The 19,459-nt window shown below is 55.6% G+C and carries 15 protein-coding genes; 8 read left to right on the top strand and 7 right to left on the bottom strand.

The window, feature by feature from the left end; all coding sequences use genetic code 11:
- Positions 1 to 54: 54 nt before the first annotated feature.
- Positions 55 to 813, bottom strand: a complete 759-nt coding sequence (locus SD425_RS24535; RefSeq protein WP_324673304.1) for an outer membrane beta-barrel protein — start codon at positions 811 to 813, stop codon at positions 55 to 57.
- Positions 814 to 889: 76 nt separating this feature from the next.
- Complete coding sequence (locus tag SD425_RS24530; RefSeq protein ID WP_324673302.1) at positions 890 to 1,513, bottom strand: DUF4159 domain-containing protein; 624 nt, start codon at positions 1,511 to 1,513, stop codon at positions 890 to 892.
- A gap of 257 nt (positions 1,514 to 1,770) precedes the next feature.
- Here SD425_RS24530 and SD425_RS24525 point away from each other — a divergent pair, with 257 nt between their 5' ends.
- The 4 genes from SD425_RS24525 (at position 1,771) to SD425_RS24510 (ending at position 4,704) form a co-directional block, all read left to right on the top strand.
- On the top strand, positions 1,771 to 2,376 hold the full coding sequence (locus tag SD425_RS24525; protein WP_324673300.1) for a porin family protein: 606 nt from the start codon (positions 1,771 to 1,773) through the stop codon (positions 2,374 to 2,376).
- 102 nt (positions 2,377 to 2,478) lie between these two features.
- Entirely contained in the window at positions 2,479 to 3,102 is a 624-nt protein-coding gene (locus SD425_RS24520) for a porin family protein (protein ID WP_324673298.1), read from the top strand.
- A gap of 82 nt (positions 3,103 to 3,184) precedes the next feature.
- Positions 3,185 to 3,844, top strand: a complete 660-nt coding sequence (locus tag SD425_RS24515) for a porin family protein (RefSeq protein ID WP_324673296.1) — start codon at positions 3,185 to 3,187, stop codon at positions 3,842 to 3,844.
- Positions 3,845 to 4,002: 158 nt separating this feature from the next.
- Positions 4,003 to 4,704 (top strand): porin family protein, encoded by a 702-nt coding sequence (locus tag SD425_RS24510; protein ID WP_324673295.1) that lies wholly within the window; start codon positions 4,003 to 4,005, stop codon positions 4,702 to 4,704.
- Positions 4,705 to 4,785: 81 nt separating this feature from the next.
- Here SD425_RS24510 and SD425_RS24505 read toward each other — a convergent pair whose 3' ends face one another.
- From SD425_RS24505 to SD425_RS24485, 5 genes are all read right to left on the bottom strand, one after another.
- A complete protein-coding gene (locus SD425_RS24505) occupies positions 4,786 to 6,111 on the bottom strand; it encodes a TldD/PmbA family protein (RefSeq protein ID WP_324673293.1) in 1,326 nt (441 codons plus the stop codon).
- A gap of 38 nt (positions 6,112 to 6,149) precedes the next feature.
- A complete protein-coding gene (locus SD425_RS24500; protein WP_324673290.1) occupies positions 6,150 to 7,802 on the bottom strand; it encodes a TldD/PmbA family protein in 1,653 nt (550 codons plus the stop codon).
- Between the two features lie 199 nt (positions 7,803 to 8,001).
- On the bottom strand, positions 8,002 to 9,657 hold the full coding sequence (locus SD425_RS24495; protein ID WP_324673288.1) for a TldD/PmbA family protein: 1,656 nt from the start codon (positions 9,655 to 9,657) through the stop codon (positions 8,002 to 8,004).
- Between the two features lie 75 nt (positions 9,658 to 9,732).
- The gene (locus tag SD425_RS24490) at positions 9,733 to 11,067 is read right to left on the bottom strand and encodes a TldD/PmbA family protein (RefSeq protein ID WP_324673286.1); all 1,335 of its coding nucleotides are present in this window, start codon (positions 11,065 to 11,067) and stop codon (positions 9,733 to 9,735) included.
- A gap of 43 nt (positions 11,068 to 11,110) precedes the next feature.
- A complete protein-coding gene (locus tag SD425_RS24485) occupies positions 11,111 to 12,763 on the bottom strand; it encodes a TldD/PmbA family protein (protein WP_324673284.1) in 1,653 nt (550 codons plus the stop codon).
- A gap of 665 nt (positions 12,764 to 13,428) precedes the next feature.
- Here SD425_RS24485 and SD425_RS24480 point away from each other — a divergent pair.
- The 4 genes from SD425_RS24480 (at position 13,429) to SD425_RS24465 (ending at position 19,315) form a co-directional block, all read left to right on the top strand.
- Complete coding sequence (locus SD425_RS24480) at positions 13,429 to 15,237, top strand: serine hydrolase (RefSeq protein WP_324673281.1); 1,809 nt, start codon at positions 13,429 to 13,431, stop codon at positions 15,235 to 15,237.
- 277 nt (positions 15,238 to 15,514) lie between these two features.
- Positions 15,515 to 16,207 (top strand): hypothetical protein, encoded by a 693-nt coding sequence (locus SD425_RS24475; RefSeq protein ID WP_324673278.1) that lies wholly within the window; start codon positions 15,515 to 15,517, stop codon positions 16,205 to 16,207.
- 75 nt (positions 16,208 to 16,282) lie between these two features.
- Entirely contained in the window at positions 16,283 to 17,275 is a 993-nt protein-coding gene (locus SD425_RS24470; RefSeq protein WP_324673276.1) for a PspA/IM30 family protein, read from the top strand.
- Positions 17,276 to 17,536: 261 nt separating this feature from the next.
- Positions 17,537 to 19,315 carry an OmpA family protein gene (locus SD425_RS24465; RefSeq protein ID WP_324673274.1) on the top strand — a complete coding sequence of 593 codons (1,779 nt, stop codon included), beginning with the start codon at positions 17,537 to 17,539 and terminating at the stop codon, positions 19,313 to 19,315.
- The last annotated feature ends 144 nt before the right edge of the window (positions 19,316 to 19,459 follow it).

The raw sequence follows: 19,459 nt of genomic DNA, 5'->3' as shown, positions 1-19,459 counted from the left end.
ATAAGAAGACATTGAACTGATATTCAGTAGCAATTCGGTAGGCTTTCAGCGCGCTTATGGCTGCCCAAAGAAGTAGGTGGCATTCAGTTGGAAGCCTCGGTTCTTGGCTTGCAGACCGGCGGCAGTGTAACTATTTGGGTACGTATTTACAACGCCGTGCATATGCGAAAGCTGCGCTTGCCATGGACCTAGCTTATAGCCTATCCCCACGTTATAGCCGGTATCGAAGCGGCTGAAGGCACTATTATAGTTAGGGTTCCTGCTTTTGCCAATCTGAGCCTTCTCCTTGCGCGAGTAGTCAGATTGCACAAAGGTTGAGTTAGATTCGGAGACCCGTACCATTCCTGAGAATTTATCCCAGTACTCGCCACTGAGTGCAACGCCTAGGTAGGGACCAGCAAACAGCTGTACGCCTTTCACTGTAACTATTAAGTTCACGGGTACTTCCAGGTAATTGAGCCGTAACCGAGTGAATCTATTGCCATCCACGAGATACATTTGATACTCATGTTTTTTTACGCGGTAGCCTTTCTGCGAGAAAATGACCGCCGGTTGCACACTCAGCCAGCCAAAAGCGGCGTCCACCACCAAGCCGCCCTGTCCATTCCAGAAGTTGTTTTTCGACTCAAGGCCAAACCTTGTCGGGGCACCGGTAGTCATGCTGGTAACCTGTGCACCTACCCGCACACCGTAGCGCAACTTCAACGGGGATAGTGGCTCAACCTTGAAGTGGAATTTTGAGTTTACCTGCGCTTTAGCAGATGGCGCTAGCCATGTTAGAAAAAGGGAACTCAGCAGTATGGTCTTTCGCATAGCGTACCAAATAGTATAGATAAAGTGTGTTAGAGGATACGTAAGAGGGAAGGTAAGATAAAGGATATAGTCTAGCCTACGCAGTCAGGGCATACATCAAGATATTCACTCCAAACTTGGTATTGTCTTCGGCTAGGAAGCGCTTGTTGCGGAAGTCGTAATCCCACTCGCAGCCATAGTCTTTGTTGGAGTAAAGGACCCCTAGGCGGCCGTTAATTTCGATGCCTTTGAGGTAGTCGTGCACGAGGTCGTCGCCCCAGCCGTTGAGCTCGAAGGAAGTAGGCGGCGGCCCGTCTTTAAAGGTGAAAAAGGAGCTATAAACGGGGTGAGTTTTAGGAATTTTTTTCAGGGCGCCGGCGCCAAAGCACTGGCGCATCTGCTCCTCGAAGGAGCGGGCAAATAGGCCGTCGATATCGTGGTTGCAATCATCCACGAACACGAAGCCGCCGTTGCGCACGTATTGCGTGAAGTTCTTTTTCTCCTGCGCCGAAAATTGCACCAACCGGTGCCCCGAGAGGTAGCAAAACGGGTAGTTGAACAGCTCGGGGCTGTCGAGGGCTACCACTTTCTCCTTGGGTGCCACGGGCACTTTCGTGTACTGAATGAGCGAATGAAGCAGATTGGTTGGCATACGCTCATCCACGCCATCCCAGTCGCCGGAGCGGTACTGAAGGCGCACGAAGGTGAAAGGAGCGGGCATAAAGAGGACGACAGACGAACGAAAAACGGCTAAGAGACACAGCTACGGCCTCTAAGGTGGCTCGCAACTAGGCTACTTCGCAAAAAAAGCTTGGTTTCAGTGACAAGTTTATCAAGGCTCCTAGGTGGGAAAGAACAAAGAACATTGCATTAATCCTGTGCAAAGCTGGACAGGGTGAAGTTTCAGAGACAATAGTTTTTCGTTTTCTGCGTATTGCCTTGCGTAATCCTTCCTCCTACATCTCACTCTTATTTTGCATGAAACGATTAACGCTTATCCTGCCTTTTCTGCTCCTAGTATTTAGCGCTCAAGCTCAGTTTGGCGTGAAAGTCGGCGTCAATGAAGCTGTGCTGAATGGCGAAAACGTCAACGCCGACACTAAGTACAACACCTCGTACCACGCGGGTATCTTCTACGAGTTCAATGTGTTGGGTCCACTCTCTATTCAGCCGGAAGTCCTTTACGCCTTGAACAAAAGCAACTGGAAATCACAGTTCGAAGATTTTGACAATAAACTCAACTACTTCTCCGTGCCAGTGCTAGCTAAGGTGCGCGTCGGCCCTGTGTTTGTGGAGGCCGGTCCGCAGTTCTCGTACTTGCTGAAAGCCGATAAGAATGGCAAGATCCAGGTGCAAGGCACCAGCAACACCACCAACGGCGGCAGCGCCACCGACGACTTCAAGCGCGGCGACTTCAGCTTGTGCGCTGGCGCTGGACTGAAGCTAGGTTACTTTCTGGTGGGAGCTAGGTTCAACGCTGGCATCAACGATATCAACAACGTTGATAATCTGAGCGGCGTGAACGACGCACGGCTGAAAAACCGGGTATTTCAGGGCTACGTGGCGTTGCAACTCGGTAAGTAGGCGGGCAGCTCAACCGACCATCACATCTACATGTGATTGACGCAAAAGCGGATAAGCAGGAGCTTTGATCCCATCAATGATTCTCCTTCTCTCCAATCTGCTATGAAGCGTTTTTTCACTCTCTTGCTTAGTATGGCCCTGGCCAGCGCGGCCCACGCCCAATTTGGTTTCAAAGCCGGCCTCAACGCGGCGGTGCTCGATGGCACGGCGGCCAATGTGAAAGCTAGCTACAAAACCCAGTACCACATCGGGGCCTTGTACAACTACAAAGTTGCCGGGCCGCTGTCGATTCAGCCGGAGCTGCTGTATTCGCTGCAGGGCACAGAGCGCAAGAGCGACCTGCTTGATTACGACACGAAGCTGCACTACCTCAACCTGCCCGTGCTGGCGAAAGTCACCCTAGGTCCGGTGTTCCTGGAAGCCGGGCCGCAGTTCGGCGTATTGCTGACGGCCAAAGAAGTCGGGACGATGCTCGTGGCGCCGCCCACGCCGAACGCGCCTGCGCAGTACGGAGAGGTGAGCCGGCAGGTGAAGGATAACTACAAGAAAAACGACTTCAGCCTGTGCGCCGGGCTTGGGTTTAAGCTGCATAGCGTGCTCGTAGGTGCCCGGTTCACGGCGGGCCTGAACGACATCAACGCGGCGAAACCTGTTACTGGCGTCAACGATTCGCAACTTAAAAACCGGGTTTTTCAGAGCTACGTAGCGTTTCAGCTCGGTAAGTAGTAGCGCCGCTGTGCAACCTTTAAGAGGTACTAAAAGCTCTACGGGAAGTAACAACAGTCTTTTTATTTCACAACGCTTAGCTATGAAGCAACTTGCTGTTCTATTCGTCGGACTGTTCGCCGCTAGTACTGCCCACGCGCAGCTTGGTGTTCGGGTAGGCGCTAACACCGGCTCCGTCTCGGCCAAAACCGATGAGTTTCAAGAGGTAAATACGCATAACCGCACCGGCTACCAACTAGGTGCGTTTTATGAGAAAAAACTCACCGAACGGTGGTCGGTGGTGCCGGAGGTGCAGTTCAGCAATCAGCGCATGAACATGCACGTGGTGGAGTCCGGTATTGCCGACGGTGGCTACGAGGCTAGCTATCGGCTGCGGCTACGGTATCTGAACGTACCCATTGTGGCCCGGGCTACGTTTGGTCGGTTTTACCTGGAAGCTGGTCCGCAAGTTGGGTTTCTGATAAATACCAAAGAGAAGGGTACCGCCACCTACGGGTCCTTTTTGGGGTCTTACTCAACTACTTTCAACCGGTACGCCACCGACAACTACCACCGGGTAGACCTAGGTTTAGTGGCCGGTGTCGGCGTGAAGCTGCCTGCCGGCTTTGGCTTGGGCATGCGTGGGTACACGGGGTTGCTCTCCATTGCCAAGGACGAAAACACACAATACTCAAATTTCACAGGTACCCTCAAGAACCAGGTAGCGCAAGTCTCGCTTACTTACCAGCTAGCTTCTCGCTGATAACTAAAGAATGAAACTGCCCGCTTGGGCAAGTTCATAGCCCTAGGTAGCTAGTCTGCCTAGGGTTTTTTGTTGATAAGCGGTAGTAAAACGGAGGTTATAATTAGGTATGTCATATATTTGAAAGTTTTTATGCTCGTTTACTACGTATTATTTAAATGAAAACTCTTTACTCTTTAGCCTTACTAGGTAGTATTGTATTGGCTTCTAACAGTGTACACGCACAATCCCGCTCAAAAGCTAGGCACAAGCATTCTTCCAGATCAACTGCTACCACCAGCTTTGGGGTGAAAGGTGGGATAAGCCGCGCCGTACTCGACGGCACAATCAACCAAGGCGCCGACTACAAGACCGGCATGCACCTCGGCGGCTTTCTGCGGTGGCGGCCTTCGAGCCACTTTGCCATCCAGCCCGAAGTGACGTACTCGCAGCAGGGCTCGAAGAACACTATTCCGCTTGGCTCCCTCGATATCGTTAATACCACTAAGCTCTCCTACCTGAACGTGCCGATTCTAGCGAAGGTCTACCTAGGCGATGCTTTCAACATCCAGTTTGGGCCCCAGTTCGGCTTGCTGCTGGCGGGTCGCCAAGTTGGCCAGACGGGCTATACCATGTCGAGTGGAAGCGCCACTACCTACCAGACAGCCGACCTAGAAACGACGAAAAACTACAAGAGCGATGTTGCCTTGTGCGCGGGCCTAGGCCTTGATCTGAAAAGTGGGTTTATCCTAGCCACTCGCCTCAACTACGGCCTTTCGGATATTGATAACAAGAGCGAGACGCAGGCCGCGCGCAAGTACCTCAACCTCGGTGGGCTCCATAACCGGGTGATGGAAGTGTCGGTAGGCTACGCCTTCTAATACGTCAACTCTTTATTAGCAAAAAGGCCCGTAGACTGCTCTACGGGCCTTTTTGAGTTAAAAGGAAGTCACGACCTAGCTTTATACCGCGTCGGACAAACTAGTGAAGGTGAAGTCCCGGATTTTCAGCGGGGGCACCAAGTTGCCACCCAAACGCACGGGCTTACCAATCGCCTCAATGTTATTAAGCATAATGACAGGCGACTCGTTGAAGCGGAAGTTCTTCACCGGGTGCTTGATCTTGCCGTTCTCAATGTAGAACGTACCGTCGCGCGTCAAGCCGGTTACCAGCAACGACTGGGGGTCCACGTCGCGGATGTACCACAGGCGTGTCACCAGAATGCCTTTAGCGGTGCCCTTAATCAAGTCGGCCGTAGTCTGGGTGCCACCGCTCATGATGAAGTTGCTGGGGAAAGCAGTAGCGGTAGCCTTGCTTTTCTGGGCCCAAAACCGCGAGTAGTACAGGTTCTTGAGCACGCCTTTGTCTACCCAGGTCATCTTCTTCACTGGCTGGCCCTCGTCGTCGAACACCCGGCCCGGCGCTTCCGCATTGGTGGGGTCTGAGTAGATCGTTATACGCTCATCGAACAGCTTCTGACCTAGCTTATTGCCGCCGCCTTTCTTGCTCAAGAAGCTGCGGCCCTCGTCGGCTTCACGGGCACCTAGCTCGTAGAACAAGCGGTTGAGTAAGCCTTCATCGGATACGAGTGCAGCGGGCTCCAGAATCACGGTGTACTTGCCGGGCTCCATGGCTTTAGCACCGACCGAACCCGCCGCTTTGTCGGCCGCAATTTGGGTTAGAGCCTTTGCGCTGAACTTACTCACGTCGGTATAGTCAGCCACGGCGTAGCCTGAGCCAGTGCCGTCGGGCGTGCGCACCGTTACGGAGAAGTCCACGAACGTTTCGGGCTGATAGGCTTGTAGGCCTTTGCTGTTGCGGATGGCCCGGAAGCTGGAGCTGTTCTCCAAGAAGCCAGCCACCGTGAGCTTGCGCGCCGCGCACAAATCAATACTATCGGCGGCGGCTTGAGCGCGCGCATCGGCAGTGTCGGCGGCTGTGGTGGCAGCGAAGGACTTGGGCGTGAGGTATTGCTGCGGACCGAGCATCGGCATGTACTCGGGGTCTTCGGGGGCTAGCTTGGCGGTTTCTTCTGCCCGTTGCACGCAGCGGCGTAGCGTATCGTCGTCGAACTGATTACAAGTTGCCACGCCCGAGCGTTTGCCGTAGCGCGACTCCACGGCCAGCGAAACGTTGTCGGAGCGGCCCGCCGTGCTGACGTTGTTGCGCGCGTAACGAATGTTGCCCGCCCCGCGGCCTGTGAGCGTCGCTTGGCACTCATCGGCCTTGCTGAAGCTGAGCACTTTCTGTAGAATAGCCTGGGCTTGTTCTTGCGAAAGGATTGCCATATAGTTGCTGGAGTTTTGCTAATGTGCTGGTGAAGGAACTACCCAATCTTGCGGGCAGTGTTGATGACGTTCACGCCATTGAAGCGCGTGGTGGCCGAACCGTGGCTCACGGCCGAAATCTGCGGCGGTTGGCCTTTGCCATCGAAGAATGTACCTAAGAAGCGGTAGTCGGACGCGTCGCAGGTGGCGGCGCAGCTGTTCCAAAACTCCTGCGTATTCGATTGATAGGCCACATCTTCGATCTGGCCCGCAATTTTGCCTTTCTCAATAGCAAAGAAGAGCTTGCCCCCAAACTGGAAATTATAGCGCTGCTGGTCAATTGAGTAAGAGCCAGCTCCCACGATGTAAATGCCTTTGTCAACTCCTTTAATCAGGTCATCAACGCTCATTTTATTCGGGTTAGGGCGCAAGCTCACGTTGGGCATGCGCTGAAACTGCACGTTGCTCCAAGAGTCAGCGTAGCAGCAGCCGTCGGAATGGTTCTGGCCCACTACCTGCGCTTGGTCACGGATCTTTTCATAGTTCACCAACACGCCGCCTTTGATGAGGTCCCACTCGCCGGTTTTCACGCCCTCATCATCGTAGCCCACGGCACCTAGGGTCCCGGTTTGCAGCTTGTCGGCCACGATATTTACCACCGGTGAGCCGTACTTGAAGTTGCCCAATTTGAGCTTATCCATGGTCGCAAAGCTGGTGCCAGCGTAGTTGGCTTCGTAGCCCAGCACGCGGTCAAGTTCCAAGGGGTGACCCACGCTTTCGTGGATGGTCAGACCTAGGTGGTCAGGATCGAGCACCAGGTCGTACTTGCCCGGCACTACCGATTTGGCTGTGAGCTTCGCTTTGGCTTGCTTGGCAGCCAATTCGGCGTCTTCGAGCATGTCGTAACGTTGCTTGTAGCCAACGACGCCCGTGCCGACGGGACCCGCTATTTTATCCTGCGCACGGGGCGTGAGGTACTCGTACCCGAGGCCCATCGAGGTACCGAGCGAGTCGCGGGTGCGGAACTTGCCCGATGCCCGGTCTATGGCCGTCACGTTAAACGTAGGCCAGATGCGGTGCACATCCTGGTCGATGTATGACCCGTCGGTGCTGGCAAAATACTTCTGCTCGTTGACCTGAAAAATGGTGGAGCTGACATAGTTCGCGCCATTGTCCATGGCCTTGGCATTCACGGCGAGCAGTAGGTCCACTTTCTGCTTCACCGGCACCTCGAAGGCATTTTGCTCAATGGGCGTCTTCCAGCTCACTTCCCCGTAGCCACTCTGCGGGGCTAGGTTCACAGGCTCTTTTTGCAGGCGGGCATTGGCTTTGGCAATAGCTACGGCTTCGCGGGCGGCTTGGGCCACAGCAGCTTCCGTTACATCATTGGTAGCCGCGAAGCCCCAGGCACCGTTCACCAGCACCCGCACGCCCACGCCGTAGCTTTCGGTGTTCACGATGTTCTGGACCTGCTTCTCGCGGGTAAACACGTACTGGTTGAGGTAGCGGCCTACGCGGGCATCGGCGTAGCTAGCCCCCGCCGACTTGGCCGCGTTCAGCGCCGCATCAGCGAGGCGCTTCTTCACCGAAACGTCGATTTGCTCCAGCAAGCGTTCTACCTCGACGGGCGTACCCCCAAAGCCGGGCAGCGAAGGCAAGAATAATGCGCCGGTTGCCAAACCGGTCAGTCCCACAAAGTCGCGACGACGCATAGAAAGTAGTAGTTAAGTAATGAAAGCTAGGTTATTACCGAAGGGGCTTGCCCGTGGCCGCCGCACAGATAAAGGGGAGGGGCTTCCTGGCCTAATATGGTAAGTAAGCAGAATAGGGTGGAAGCGCAAAACCTTGCATCCTCCACCCCATTTCGTCAGTCACTCGTAAGAAGAGCCGCTTCCGCGCAAACCAGCGGTATTAGCCGATTTTGCGAGCAGTATTAATTACGTTCACGCCGTTGAAGCGCGTGGTAGCCGAGCCGTGGCTCACAGCTGAGCTCTGCGATGGTTGGCCTTTGCCGTCATTGAAGAAGCCCGCGAAGCGGTAGTCGGAAGCGTCGCAGGTAGCAGCGCAGCTGTTCCAGAACTCCTGGGTGTTGGCTTGGTACGCCACATCTTCCAGCATACCGGCAATCTTGCCCTTCTCGATGGCGTAGAATACTTGGCCGCCAAACTGGAAGTTATAGCGCTGCTGGTCAATGGAGAAGGAGCCGTTGCCGGCGATGTAGATGCCTTTGTCCACACCCTTCACTAGCTCATCTACCGACAGCTTGGCTTTGCCGGGCTGTAGGCTCACGTTGGGCATGCGCTGAAACTGCACATCCTGCCACGACTGCGAGTAGCAGCAGCCATCCGATTCGTTTTGGCCGACCATTTGGGCTTGGTCGCGAATCTTCTCGTAGTTCACCAAGACGCCTTGTTTGATGAGGTCCCACTGCTTGGTTTTCACGCCCTCGTCGTCGTAGCCCACGGCGCCGAGCGAACCGGGTTGTAGCTTGTCAGCCACAATGTTCACTTCCTTCGAGCCGTATTGGAACTTGCCGCTCTTCCACTTGTCGAGCGTAGCAAAGCTGGTGCCGGCGTAGTTGGCCTCGTAGCCCAGCACGCGGTCGAGCTCTAGCGGATGGCCCACACTCTCGTGAATTGTCAGGCCTAGGTGGTGCGGATCGAGCACTAAGTCGTACTTGCCGGGTACTACCGACTTGGCCGTAATCTTCTGCTTGGCTTGCTTGGCGGCGGCTGCGGCGTCTTCCAGAATGTCGTAGCTCATCTTATAGCCGGTCACATCGGAGCCGGCAGGACCTGCCACTTTATCAGCCGCTTTCGGCGTGAGGTACTCGTAGCCTAGGCCCATGGGTGAGCTGAGCGACTGCCGCGAGCGGAACTTGCCCGACGCCCGATCGACTACTGTCACCCCAAAGGTTGGGTAAATACGGTGTACATCCTGATCGATGTAGGAGCCATCGGTGCTGGCGAAGTACTTCTGCTCGTTTACTTGGAACAAGGCTGAGTTCACGAAGCTAGCGCCGTTGTCCAGCGCTTTGGCATTGGCAGCCAGTAGCAGCTCTACCTTCTGCGCAATCGGAACTTCAAAGGCGTTTTGTACGATAGGCGTCTTCCAGCTTACCTCGCCATAGCCCTTTTGAGGAGCCAGTTTCACCTCTTCCTTCTGCACTTTCGAGTTGGCTTTGGCAATCTGCACGGCCGTTTGAGCGGCTTTCGCAATGCCCGCTTCCGAAACGTCGTTGGTAGCAGCAAAACCCCAAGTGCCATTAGCAATGACACGCACCCCTACGCCGTAGCTCTCGGTGCTGGCAATGTTCTGCACCTGCTTCTCGCGGGTAAATATGCCTTGGTTGAGGTAGCGGCCAATGCGCACGTCGGCGTAGCTAGCCCCAGCCGACTTGGCCGCGTTCAAGGCCGCATCGGCCATGCGCTTCTTTACGGCTGTATCAACTTGCTCCAGCAACTGCGCCGGATCAACGGCGTTGCCCAGACCGAAGCCAGGGATGCTAGGCAAAAACAGAGCGCCAGCCGCTAAGCTGGTTAGCCCTACAAAGTCACGTCTTTTCAAAGGAGTAGCGTTTTGATATGCTCAAGAGAAATAAGGGGTAAGGCAAATAGCGCGGAACACAGCTCCGCGCCAATGCTATACCGCGTCGGACAAGCTGGTGAAGGTGAAGTCCCGGATTTTCAGCGGGGGCACCAAGTTGCCGGCCAAGCGTACGGGCTTACCGATAGCTTCCAGGTTGTTGAGCATAATGACAGGCGACTCGTTGAAGCGGAAGTTCTTCACGGGGTGCTTGATCTTGCCGTTCTCGATGTAGAACGTACCGTCGCGCGTCAGGCCCGTGAACAGGAGCGTCTGGGGGTCAACGGGGCGGATGTACCACAAGCGCGTGACCAGAATACCTTTAGCAGTGCCCTTGATCAAGTCGGCTGTGGTCTGGGTGCCGCCTTCCATAATCCACCCACCGGGGCGCGGGATATCCGTAATACCAGACTTCTGCGCCCAGAAGCGGGAGGTATACATATTCTTCACAACACCTTTCTCAATCCAAGTCACCTTCTTCTGCGGGCGACCATCGCCCGAGAACGTCAGGTCCGGAATCTCAGCATTGGTGGGGTCGGAGTAGATGGTCACACGCTCATCGAACATCTTCTCGCCCTTACGGTTGCCGCCGCCTTTTTTGCTCAGGAAGGAGCGACCTTCATCGGCGTTGCGAGCATCGAAAGCGTTCATCAGCGCACCTAGCAACGAAGCATCGGTATTGGCTACCAGCGCGGCGGGCTCCAGAATCACGGTGTATTTGCCCGGCTCCATGGCTTTAGCAGCCACCGAACCGGTGGCCTTGTCAGCGGCAATCTGCGTCAGGCGAGCTGCATCAAACTTGCTGATGTCGTTGTAGTCGGCGGTAGCGTAGCCGGAGCCAGTGCCGTCGGGCGTGCGCACCGTTACGGAGTACGAAAGGGTAGTGGCCTGTTGATAAGCTTCGAGGCCTTTGTTGTTGCGCTTGGCAATAAAACCGGCCGAGTCTTCTAGGAAGCCGGCGGAGCTTAGCTTCTTAGCGTCGCAGAGCTTCATGCTGGCGGCCGTTTGCTGAGCGCGGTAGTCGGGCGTGATGTTCGCCGTGCTCTGGGCAAAAGAGGCCGGTGCGGCTAGGTACTGCTGTGGCCCAAGCAGGGGCACGTACTCGGGGCTTTCGGGAGCTAGCTTCGCAATTTCTTCGGCGCGTTGTACGCAGCGACGCAAGGTGGCGTCATCGAACTGGTTGCAGGTAGCTACGCCCGAGCGCTTGCCAAAGCGTGCTTCAACGGCCAACGACACATTATCAATGGCGCCCGCGGTGGAAATAGTGTTGCGTGCCGAGCGGACGTTGCCGCCGATTTCGCCGTTAAGCGTGGCCTCGCACTCGTCGGCCGTGGTGAAGCCAAGCACCTTTTTGAGGATGGTCTGTGCTTCGTCTTTGGAAAGAATTGCCATGTATGTTGATGTGGTGATTTGCTAAGATGCTAGTGCGCAAGCGCTACCCAATTTTGCGGGCGGTATTAATCACGTTCACGCCATTGAAGCGCGTGGTGGCCGAGCCGTGGCTCACGGCCGAAACTTGCGAAGGCTGCCCTTTACCGTCGAAGAATGAGCCGAACATGCGGTAATCCGACTTGTCGCAGACGGCGGCGCAGCTGTTCCAGAACTCCTGGGTGTTAGCTTGGTACGCCACGTCTTCGATCATGCCGGCAATCTTGCCCTTCTCGATGGCGTAGAATACTTGGCCGCCAAATTGGAAGTTATAGCGCTGCTGGTCAATGGAATAAGACCCGCGGCCTGCGATATAAATGCCTTTATCGACGTTCTTAATCATGTCGTCGACGCTCATCTTGGCGGTGCCAGGCTCTAGGCTCACGTTGGCCATGCGCTGAAATTGCACATCCTGCCACGACTGAGCGTAGCAGCAGCCATCGGAGTGGTCTTGCCCGACGATACCTGCTTGGTCGCGGATTTTCTGATAGTCTACCAGCACGCCGTTGCGGATCAAGTCCCACTGCCCCGTTTTCACGCCCTCGTCGTCGTAGCCCACGGCCCCTAGGGAGCCGGGCTGCGTTTTGTCGGCTACAATGTTCACGAGCTTCGAGCCGTACTGGAAGTTCTTCGTTTTCCACTTGTCGAGCGTGGCGAAGCTGGTACCGGCGTAATTAGCTTCGTAGCCCAGCACGCGGTCGAGCTCAGTGGCGTGCCCGATGCTCTCGTGGATGGTCAAACCTAGGTGGTTGGGGTCGAGCACCAAATCGTACTTGCCCGGCACCACCGATTTGGCCGTGATTTTCTCTTTCGCCTGTTTAGCTGCCAGCGCAGCATCAGCCAAGATGTCGTAGCTCATCTTGTACCCAATAAGACCCGTGCCCGCGGGGCCAGCTACCTGGTCCTGAGCTTTGGGGGTGAGGTACTCGTAGCCTAGGCCCATCGGCGAGCTAAGTCCATCGCGGGAGCGGAACTTGCCTGTAGCGCGGTCGACTACCGAAACCGTGAAGTTCGGCCAGATACGGTGAATATCTTGGTCGATGTAGGAGCCATCGGTGCTGGCGAAGTACTTCTGCTCATTAATTTGAAACAGCGACGAATTCACGAAGCTAGCTCCGTTGTCCAAGGCTTTGGCGTTGGCGGCTAGTAGCAGCTCCACCTTCTGTGCAATCGGCACCTCGAAGGCGTTTTGCACGATGGGCGTCTTCCAGCTTACCTCGCCATAGCCTTTCTGCGGCGCGAGTTGTACTTGCTCTTTCTGCGCTTTTGAGTTGGCCTTGGCAATGGATACGGCCGTCTGAGCAGCTTTTGCTAAACCTGCCTCCGTTACCGTATTCGTAGCGGCAAAACCCCAGGTACCATTAGCAATTACACGCACTCCGGCGCCGTAGCTCTCACCGCTGGCAATGTTCTGGACCTGTTTTTCGCGGGTAAACACACTTTGGTTGAGGTAGCGGCCGATGCGCACATCGGCGTAGCTAGCCCCAGCCGATTTGGCTGCGTTCAGGGCCGCATCGGCCAAGCGTTTTTTTACGGCCGTATCCACTTGTTCGAGCAAGCGCTCTGGATCTACCAGCGTCCCCCCGAAGCCGGGAATGCTCGGTAGAAACAACGCGCCCGCCGCCAAACTGGTCAGGCCTACAAATTCGCGTCTTTTCAAAGGAATATCGTTTTGGAATGGATTGGTAGCGTAGTTTAGGCAGAAATGCGGAAAACTCAAGTAAAAAGACGCAGCCTACAAATGAGGGCTGCATTCTAGAAGAAGTAACCGTAAAGGAATATTCCCCCTCGGAATACCAGCCTACTTTGGCTGCTACTGCCCGTTCCATGGCGTTGCCACCCTGCTATTACTAGGGGTAAACCAGAATTTTACTGGCATAGGATCTGACTTCTCAGGCGCTAGCTAAGCTTGGAAACACCTCATTGGCACAATAGCATCCTACAGGCAAAGCTCCTGTTGGTCAGGCACGCTTTTTGGATTTGTGTCAGCTAGCTATCTTGCTCTCTTATTCTGGTTTTCTTCTGATAGAATACGGAGTAGCGTTAGTAGTTGAGATTGTTGATTTAATGAAACTTATAGTATGAACTAGAGGAAGTTGGAAACTGCTTTGAAGCCTTCCAAATTGTTGGAATGCTAGCAGTAAAGCGGGGTAATGCTGTTCATGAACCTATTCACAAGTAGGATTTGCTAGTGAAGTAATCTAAGCGCTAGCAAAGTGTCAGTTGCCGCTTGCCGTGGGAATAATTCAATAAAACTATTTCTTGTACAGAGGTGCTTGCAATGCTGGTGTACACCGCATTGGCTTACCTGCTTATGGCTCCTATTTGAAGAAAATATTTACGCTTCTTTTTGTACTATTTACCTTAAAAGTGGCTGCCCAAACGGGCATCTCCGTTCCTGAGCTAGCTTCCTGCGACTCTACCGTTCAGCGCTTTGTAAAACGGTGGAATGTGTTAGGTGCTTCAGTGGCCATCACCCGCAACGGTAAACTCATGTACGAACGAGCTTTCGGCTACGCCGACCTAGCTCGTACTACTCCTCTGCGTCCTTTTCACCTGCTGCGGGTGGCGAGCGTTTCGAAATCAGTGACGGCCCTCGCTATCATGAAGCTGGTTGAGCAAGGAAAGATCAGCCTTTCTCATAAGGTGTTTGGGCCAACTGGTTACCTCAACAGTCCTTATTACAGCGGTGCGGTTACGGATGACCGGCTCTACGATATTACCGTGCAGCAGCTGCTGGAGCACACCGCCGGCTGGGACCGAACCATCGGTTGCGACGGCTTCGGGGGCTGCGACCCCATCGACTTTCCGCTGTACGTTACCGCGGCTATGAAAGCCTCCAACCCAGTTGCTGATTCTACGCTGGTGCGCTTCATGTTGACAAAGGGCCTGAACTACGCACCGGGCACGCATTACGCGTACTCCAACATTGGCTATTTGGTGCTGGGCAAGCTAGTAGAAGTGATTGCGCACCAATCGTATGAGAAATGGGTGCGCGAACAGCTGCTGCTACCTAGCGGTGTACTGGAAGCCCACCTAGGTCATAATAGATTGGGCGACCGGCAGGAGCGGGAGAGCGAATACCAGAGCACGGGGCGCATGCTTTCTTGCTATGGCACCGGCCAAAAAGTCCCGCGGGCGTATGGCGGCTTCAACCTGGAAGCGATGAGCGCACACGGGGGCTGGCTGTTCTCCGCCCGCGACTTAGTACGCCTGATGTTGGCCGCTGATGGTTTTGCAACGCGGCCTGACGTGCTGGCGCCCGCTACCATCAGCGCGATGGCGCAGCCTTCGGCCGTGAACCCGGGCTATGCGAAAGGGTGGCAGGTAGGCCCGAATGCCTGGTGGCACACTGGCTACCTCGATGGCTCGGCCAGCTACCTCGTACGCACGAACGGGGGTTACACGTGGGCTATCCTGCTGAACAGCAGCAGCCCCGACCCACAGTTTTGGAAGGACCTAGACCGCTTGGGATGGACGTGCGTGCGTGGCGTCGCGAGCTGGCCGGAGCACGACCTATTTACCCCGGAGCAAAACGCAACGGAGCTCACTAGCACTTCGCTCGACTCTACTAGCGAGCAGCTGCAATGGCACAGTGGCAACGGCACCCGCCGGTTGGTGTTGTTGAAAGCCGATAGCCCCGTTGATGCTTTCCCGGCAGATGGCATCCATTACCTGGCCAATGCTACTTTCGGCCAAGGCACTGACCTAGGCAACGGTACGTTCGTGGTAGCTAATGCCGACACCAACGCAGTACACCTAAAGGGGCTCGACCCCCAGCGGACGTACTATGTGCGGGTGGTGGAGTACGCGCAAAATGCAGCTACCAACGGACAGCCTGTGTACACTGTAGAAGGCAATCCAACGTTGGCCTTGCACGAAGGGGCTAGCGCTTTGGCGTTGAGCGAAGCAGAGTTGGAGGTGTATCCTAACCCAACTTTCGATGAGCTGTCAATCAAGAACCTGCGGCACGCACTGACTTACGACGTGGTGAATGATGAAGGCGTGGCAGTGCAAAGCGGCACGCTGGAGCCGGGTAGTAAAGTAGGAGTCAGCAGCTTGATACCTGGCCTGTATTTGCTGCGCATGCACGCGGAGGATAAAGAAGTTGTGTGGCGCTTCGTGAAGGAGTAAAGCGTACGCCTGCCGGTCTGACGCCTTAAGTGTCGGACCAATAGACGAGTCATGACGACCAACTCTGCTGCATTTCACCGGTAGGCAGCTTGCAGTTTCGGAAAGAAAACCATTTCCATAATGGAAAAAATACCCCTGTCAGGCACAGCGCTTGGCAGGGGTATTTTTATTATATTACTGAATGTGAGATATTTATGTAATAAGTCAAAATAATTTTCGGGAACGGCATCGGTGTTGGATTCAGGTCCATGTAATCAATCACCAACCTGCCTTTCCAATGGCTATCCTGGACAACATCGCCAAAGCGGCGAAAGACTTTTTCATCGAAGACGACGGCCACGGCGCGGCGAAGGCCGAACCAACCCGGCCGCTGCCGACGGCGCAAACGCCTTACACGCCGCCGGTAGCAGCTAGCCCAGTGGCCTTCGGAACGGCGCCTACTACGACAGTCACTCAACCCGAGCAGCGCCACCTCGACCACATCAGCACGCTGCTGACCGGCGACGGCAAAGACTTCGTGGCCTATACCAAGATGGTGAAGAGCATGGCCGCCAGCGGGCTAGCGGGCCCGGTGCTCTACCAAACGGCCTTCAACGCCTTTGCCGCCATCACCGGCCTCGACTTACCTAGCCTGCTAGCCTCCGCCGACCAGTTCGAGCAAAAGCTAGCCGCCGACCGCACCAAAGTGCTGGAGCGCCACCGCGAAAAGCTAGGCGAAATCCAGACGCCAAAAGCGCCGCCGAGCGCCATCGTGCAGCTCTTGCAACAAGAAAAGCAGCTGCAAGCCGACCTAGCTGACCTCACGCGCAAGCTAGAAGAGAAGAGCCAGCAACTCGTGGCCGCGCAGCAGCAACTCAACGACGAGCGCCAGAAAGCCACCGCAGCCCTCGCCTCCTACGAGCTAGCCAACGCCAGCGCTACCGCCGACTTAAGTGCACATCGGCAGGCAGTGAGCGCCATGGTGAAATAGTGCAGTCACGAACATGGCTCACTAGCCTCCACTTCATCGTCCAAAACTCAAAACTAACTACTCAACACTACGAAAATGAACACGTTACTCTCTCCTTCTTCTCAAGATGCTGGCTTGCCCAAGTGGCAGAAGCCGGAGAAAGCCGCTGGCTGGGTCTTTTTAGCAGGTGCGGCCGCCGCGGGCGTGTACTTCTGGGGTCAGATCGTACCGTATCTGGTCGATATCGTGTTCGATACTGTGAAGCTAGGTATCGGGGTAGGGGCGCTGTTCGCGTTGTTTTTGCTGGCTACGAATAAGCGCATCAAAGCCGGGCTGTGGTACGCCGGGCAGCGCATCTTCCGCACCGCCGCGGGCATTTTCGTCAACACGGACCCCATCGGCATTATGGAAGACTACATCCGCAACACCGAGCAGGAAGCCCACAAGATGAACGCCGAAGTCGGTCACATCGAAGGGGCGCACGAGCTGGTGAAGCGCAAGATGAACGCCAACACCGAGCAGATGAAGGAGTACCTCTCGCTGGCTAGCTCCGCTGGTCGGCAGGGCGAAAAGGATGCCGCCGAAAGCTACGCCTCCCGCGCTGCCCAGCTGCAAGAGTACAACCAGCGCCTGCAACCCATGCTCACCACCACGGCCAACGTGACCCTGGTGATGCGCCAGATCTTGAAAGCCGCCCTGCGCCAAATCGACGGTAGCAAGTTCAAGGTCAATCTCTTGAAAGATGAGTACGAGCTCGTGAAACGCACCAGCTCCGGCATGCGCGCCGCCATGAACATCCTCCGCGGCGACCCCGACAAGAAGTACTTCTTCGACCTAGCCACCGACCGCGTCGCCCAAGACATGGCCCAGCAACTCGGCCAGATCAAGCAGGCCATGCGCTACAGTCAAGAGTTTGTGAAGGAAATGGACATCCAGAACGGCGTGATGAGCGAGAAAGGCCAGCGCCTGCTGGAGAAATACCAGAAGGGCGACTTCAACGCCATCATGGAAGAAAAGCCGATCAACACCCTGAACGCGGCTCAAACCCGCAAAGCCACCGACGATGCCTATTCTAGCCTCCTTGATTAGTGCGCTCCTCTGCCTAGGCCTGGCTTGCCTCATCGGCTAGGATAATAGCCGGTCAACTCCCCTCCTTTTTTAAGGAGGGGTGCCCAAAGGGCGGGGTGGTAAAACCGTCAGAGCGATGCTAGCTTTAAACTTCTAGCGCTAGCCGGACCACCCCCAACCCCTCCTTAAAAAAGGAGGGGAGCTGCTAGCCCTAGCTGTACAATCAACTCTGAAAATCTTGCGCCGAAACCGGCGCACCAACCTCCTTTTGTCTTTACGAAAATGACTACTCGCGGTAAAATAGTACTCGGTGCCCTCCTCGCAGTGCTCCTTTACTTTGGCATCAACAAGCTGGTTTCCAGCGGTGCCGTGTTCAAAAAAGCCGAAGCCCAATCGGTATTACTCAACTCCATTGAGCTGCCCACGGCCACAGGTGGCTCTCGCGCCAACATCGCCGTGCCGCTGGCTCCGCTACCTGGCGCCACGCCCGCCGAAAAAGGCGCACCGGTGGTATGGGAAGTAATGGCCTGGAACTCGCAGATGGCGGGTATGCTAGCCAACGGCGGCCCGCGCACGACGCAAGGTTCGAGTATGGCTGCCAACGGCCTCGACATGCAGATCGTGCGACAAGACGACGTGTCCAAAATGCAGGCTGACCTCGTGAAGAATGCCCTCGACTTGCAGAACAACCCCGAAACGCCCGGCCTGATTGTCAGCATCATGGGCGACGGTTTGCCGGCTTTCTCGGCCGTGCAAATGCAGCTGCAAAAGGCGGGTACGAGTTTGCAAATTCTGCCCTACAGCTGCGGTAAGTCATTTGGTGAGGATAAGCTGATGGGTCCAAAAGAATGGCTCGACAATCCGAAATCGGCCCTAGGCAAAACTATTGCCTGTTACCTGCGCGACGGCGACCAGAACATAGCCCTGAAATGGTGCGCCGACAACGGTCTGAAGGTAAACCCCGACGAAACAACCTACGACCCCGAAGCTGTGAACTTTATGGCTGCCAGCGACTTCCTAGTGGCCGCCGAAAAGTACATCGTGGGCAAGCCGGAGTCGCGCACCAAAGTGGTGAACGGCAAAAACACCGGCGTAAAAACCGACGTGGTAGCCGACGGCGTTGCCACCTGGACCCCCGGCGACGTGAACATTGCCAAGCAGAAAGGTGGCCTCGTGAACATTGTGTCGACCAAAGACTACTCGAACCAGATGCCCAACATTATGGTGACGACCAAGCGCTGGTACGACGCTCACCAAAAAGAAGTTACCGGCATCATGACTGCCATGGCAGTCGCCGGCGACCAGGTAAAAACCCATCCCGAAGCATTACAACGTGCCGCCGACATCTCCGCCGCCGTGTACGGCGACCAAGACAAGCCCGGCGCGTACTGGCTCAAGTACTACAAAGGCGTGAGCGAAACCGACCGCAACGGCGAGGTAGTGGAGCTAGGTGGTAGCAAGGCCTTCAACTTCGCCGATAACCTGACCCTATTCGGCCTCGACAACGGCGGCACCAACATCTACGCTTCGGTTTATAAAACCTTCGGCGATGTGCAAAAGCGGTTGTACCCCAAAGAGTTGCCAAGCTACGTGCCGCTCGACGAAATGCTCGACCTAGATCTGCTGCGCAAGCTGCAAACGCAATACAAAGGCAAAGCCATTGCCCCCGCCGAAACCCAGAAGTTTGCCGCCGACGACGAAATCCGCCAGAGCGTGAGCAAGCGGGCCTGGAACATCGAGTTCGAAACCGGCAAAAGCGCCTTCACGCCCGAAACGCAGCGCCAGCTGAATCAGCTCTTTGATGACCTAGTAGTAGCTGGTCGCCTGAAAGTAGCCGTGCACGGCCATACCGACAACGTCGGCGACCCGCAGCGCAACCAGCAGCTTTCCGAAGACCGCGCCCTCGCCGTGGAGCACTGGTTGGAGCAAAAAAGCTCCAGCGCCTTCCCCGACGGCCGCGTGCAAGTGTACGCCCACGGTGCCACCGAGCCCGTCGCCAGCAACGCCTCCCCCAAAGGCCGCGCCCAAAACCGCCGCGTGGAGATTGTGCTAGGCAACTAATTGCCCAGTCAATCTAAACTAAAGAACGTCATGCTGAGCGCAGCGGAGCGGAGTCGAAGCATCTCGCGTGCAATGGTAACTCCAATCATCAGAAAGTTACTACCACAATGATTGCACGCGAGATGCTTCGACAAGCTCAGCATG

This window comes from Hymenobacter sp. GOD-10R, from assembly GCF_035609205.1.
Lineage (GTDB): Bacteria > Bacteroidota > Bacteroidia > Cytophagales > Hymenobacteraceae > Hymenobacter.
Note: the sequence above shows the minus strand (reverse complement) of the source record. Positions and strands in the feature narration are given on the sequence as shown.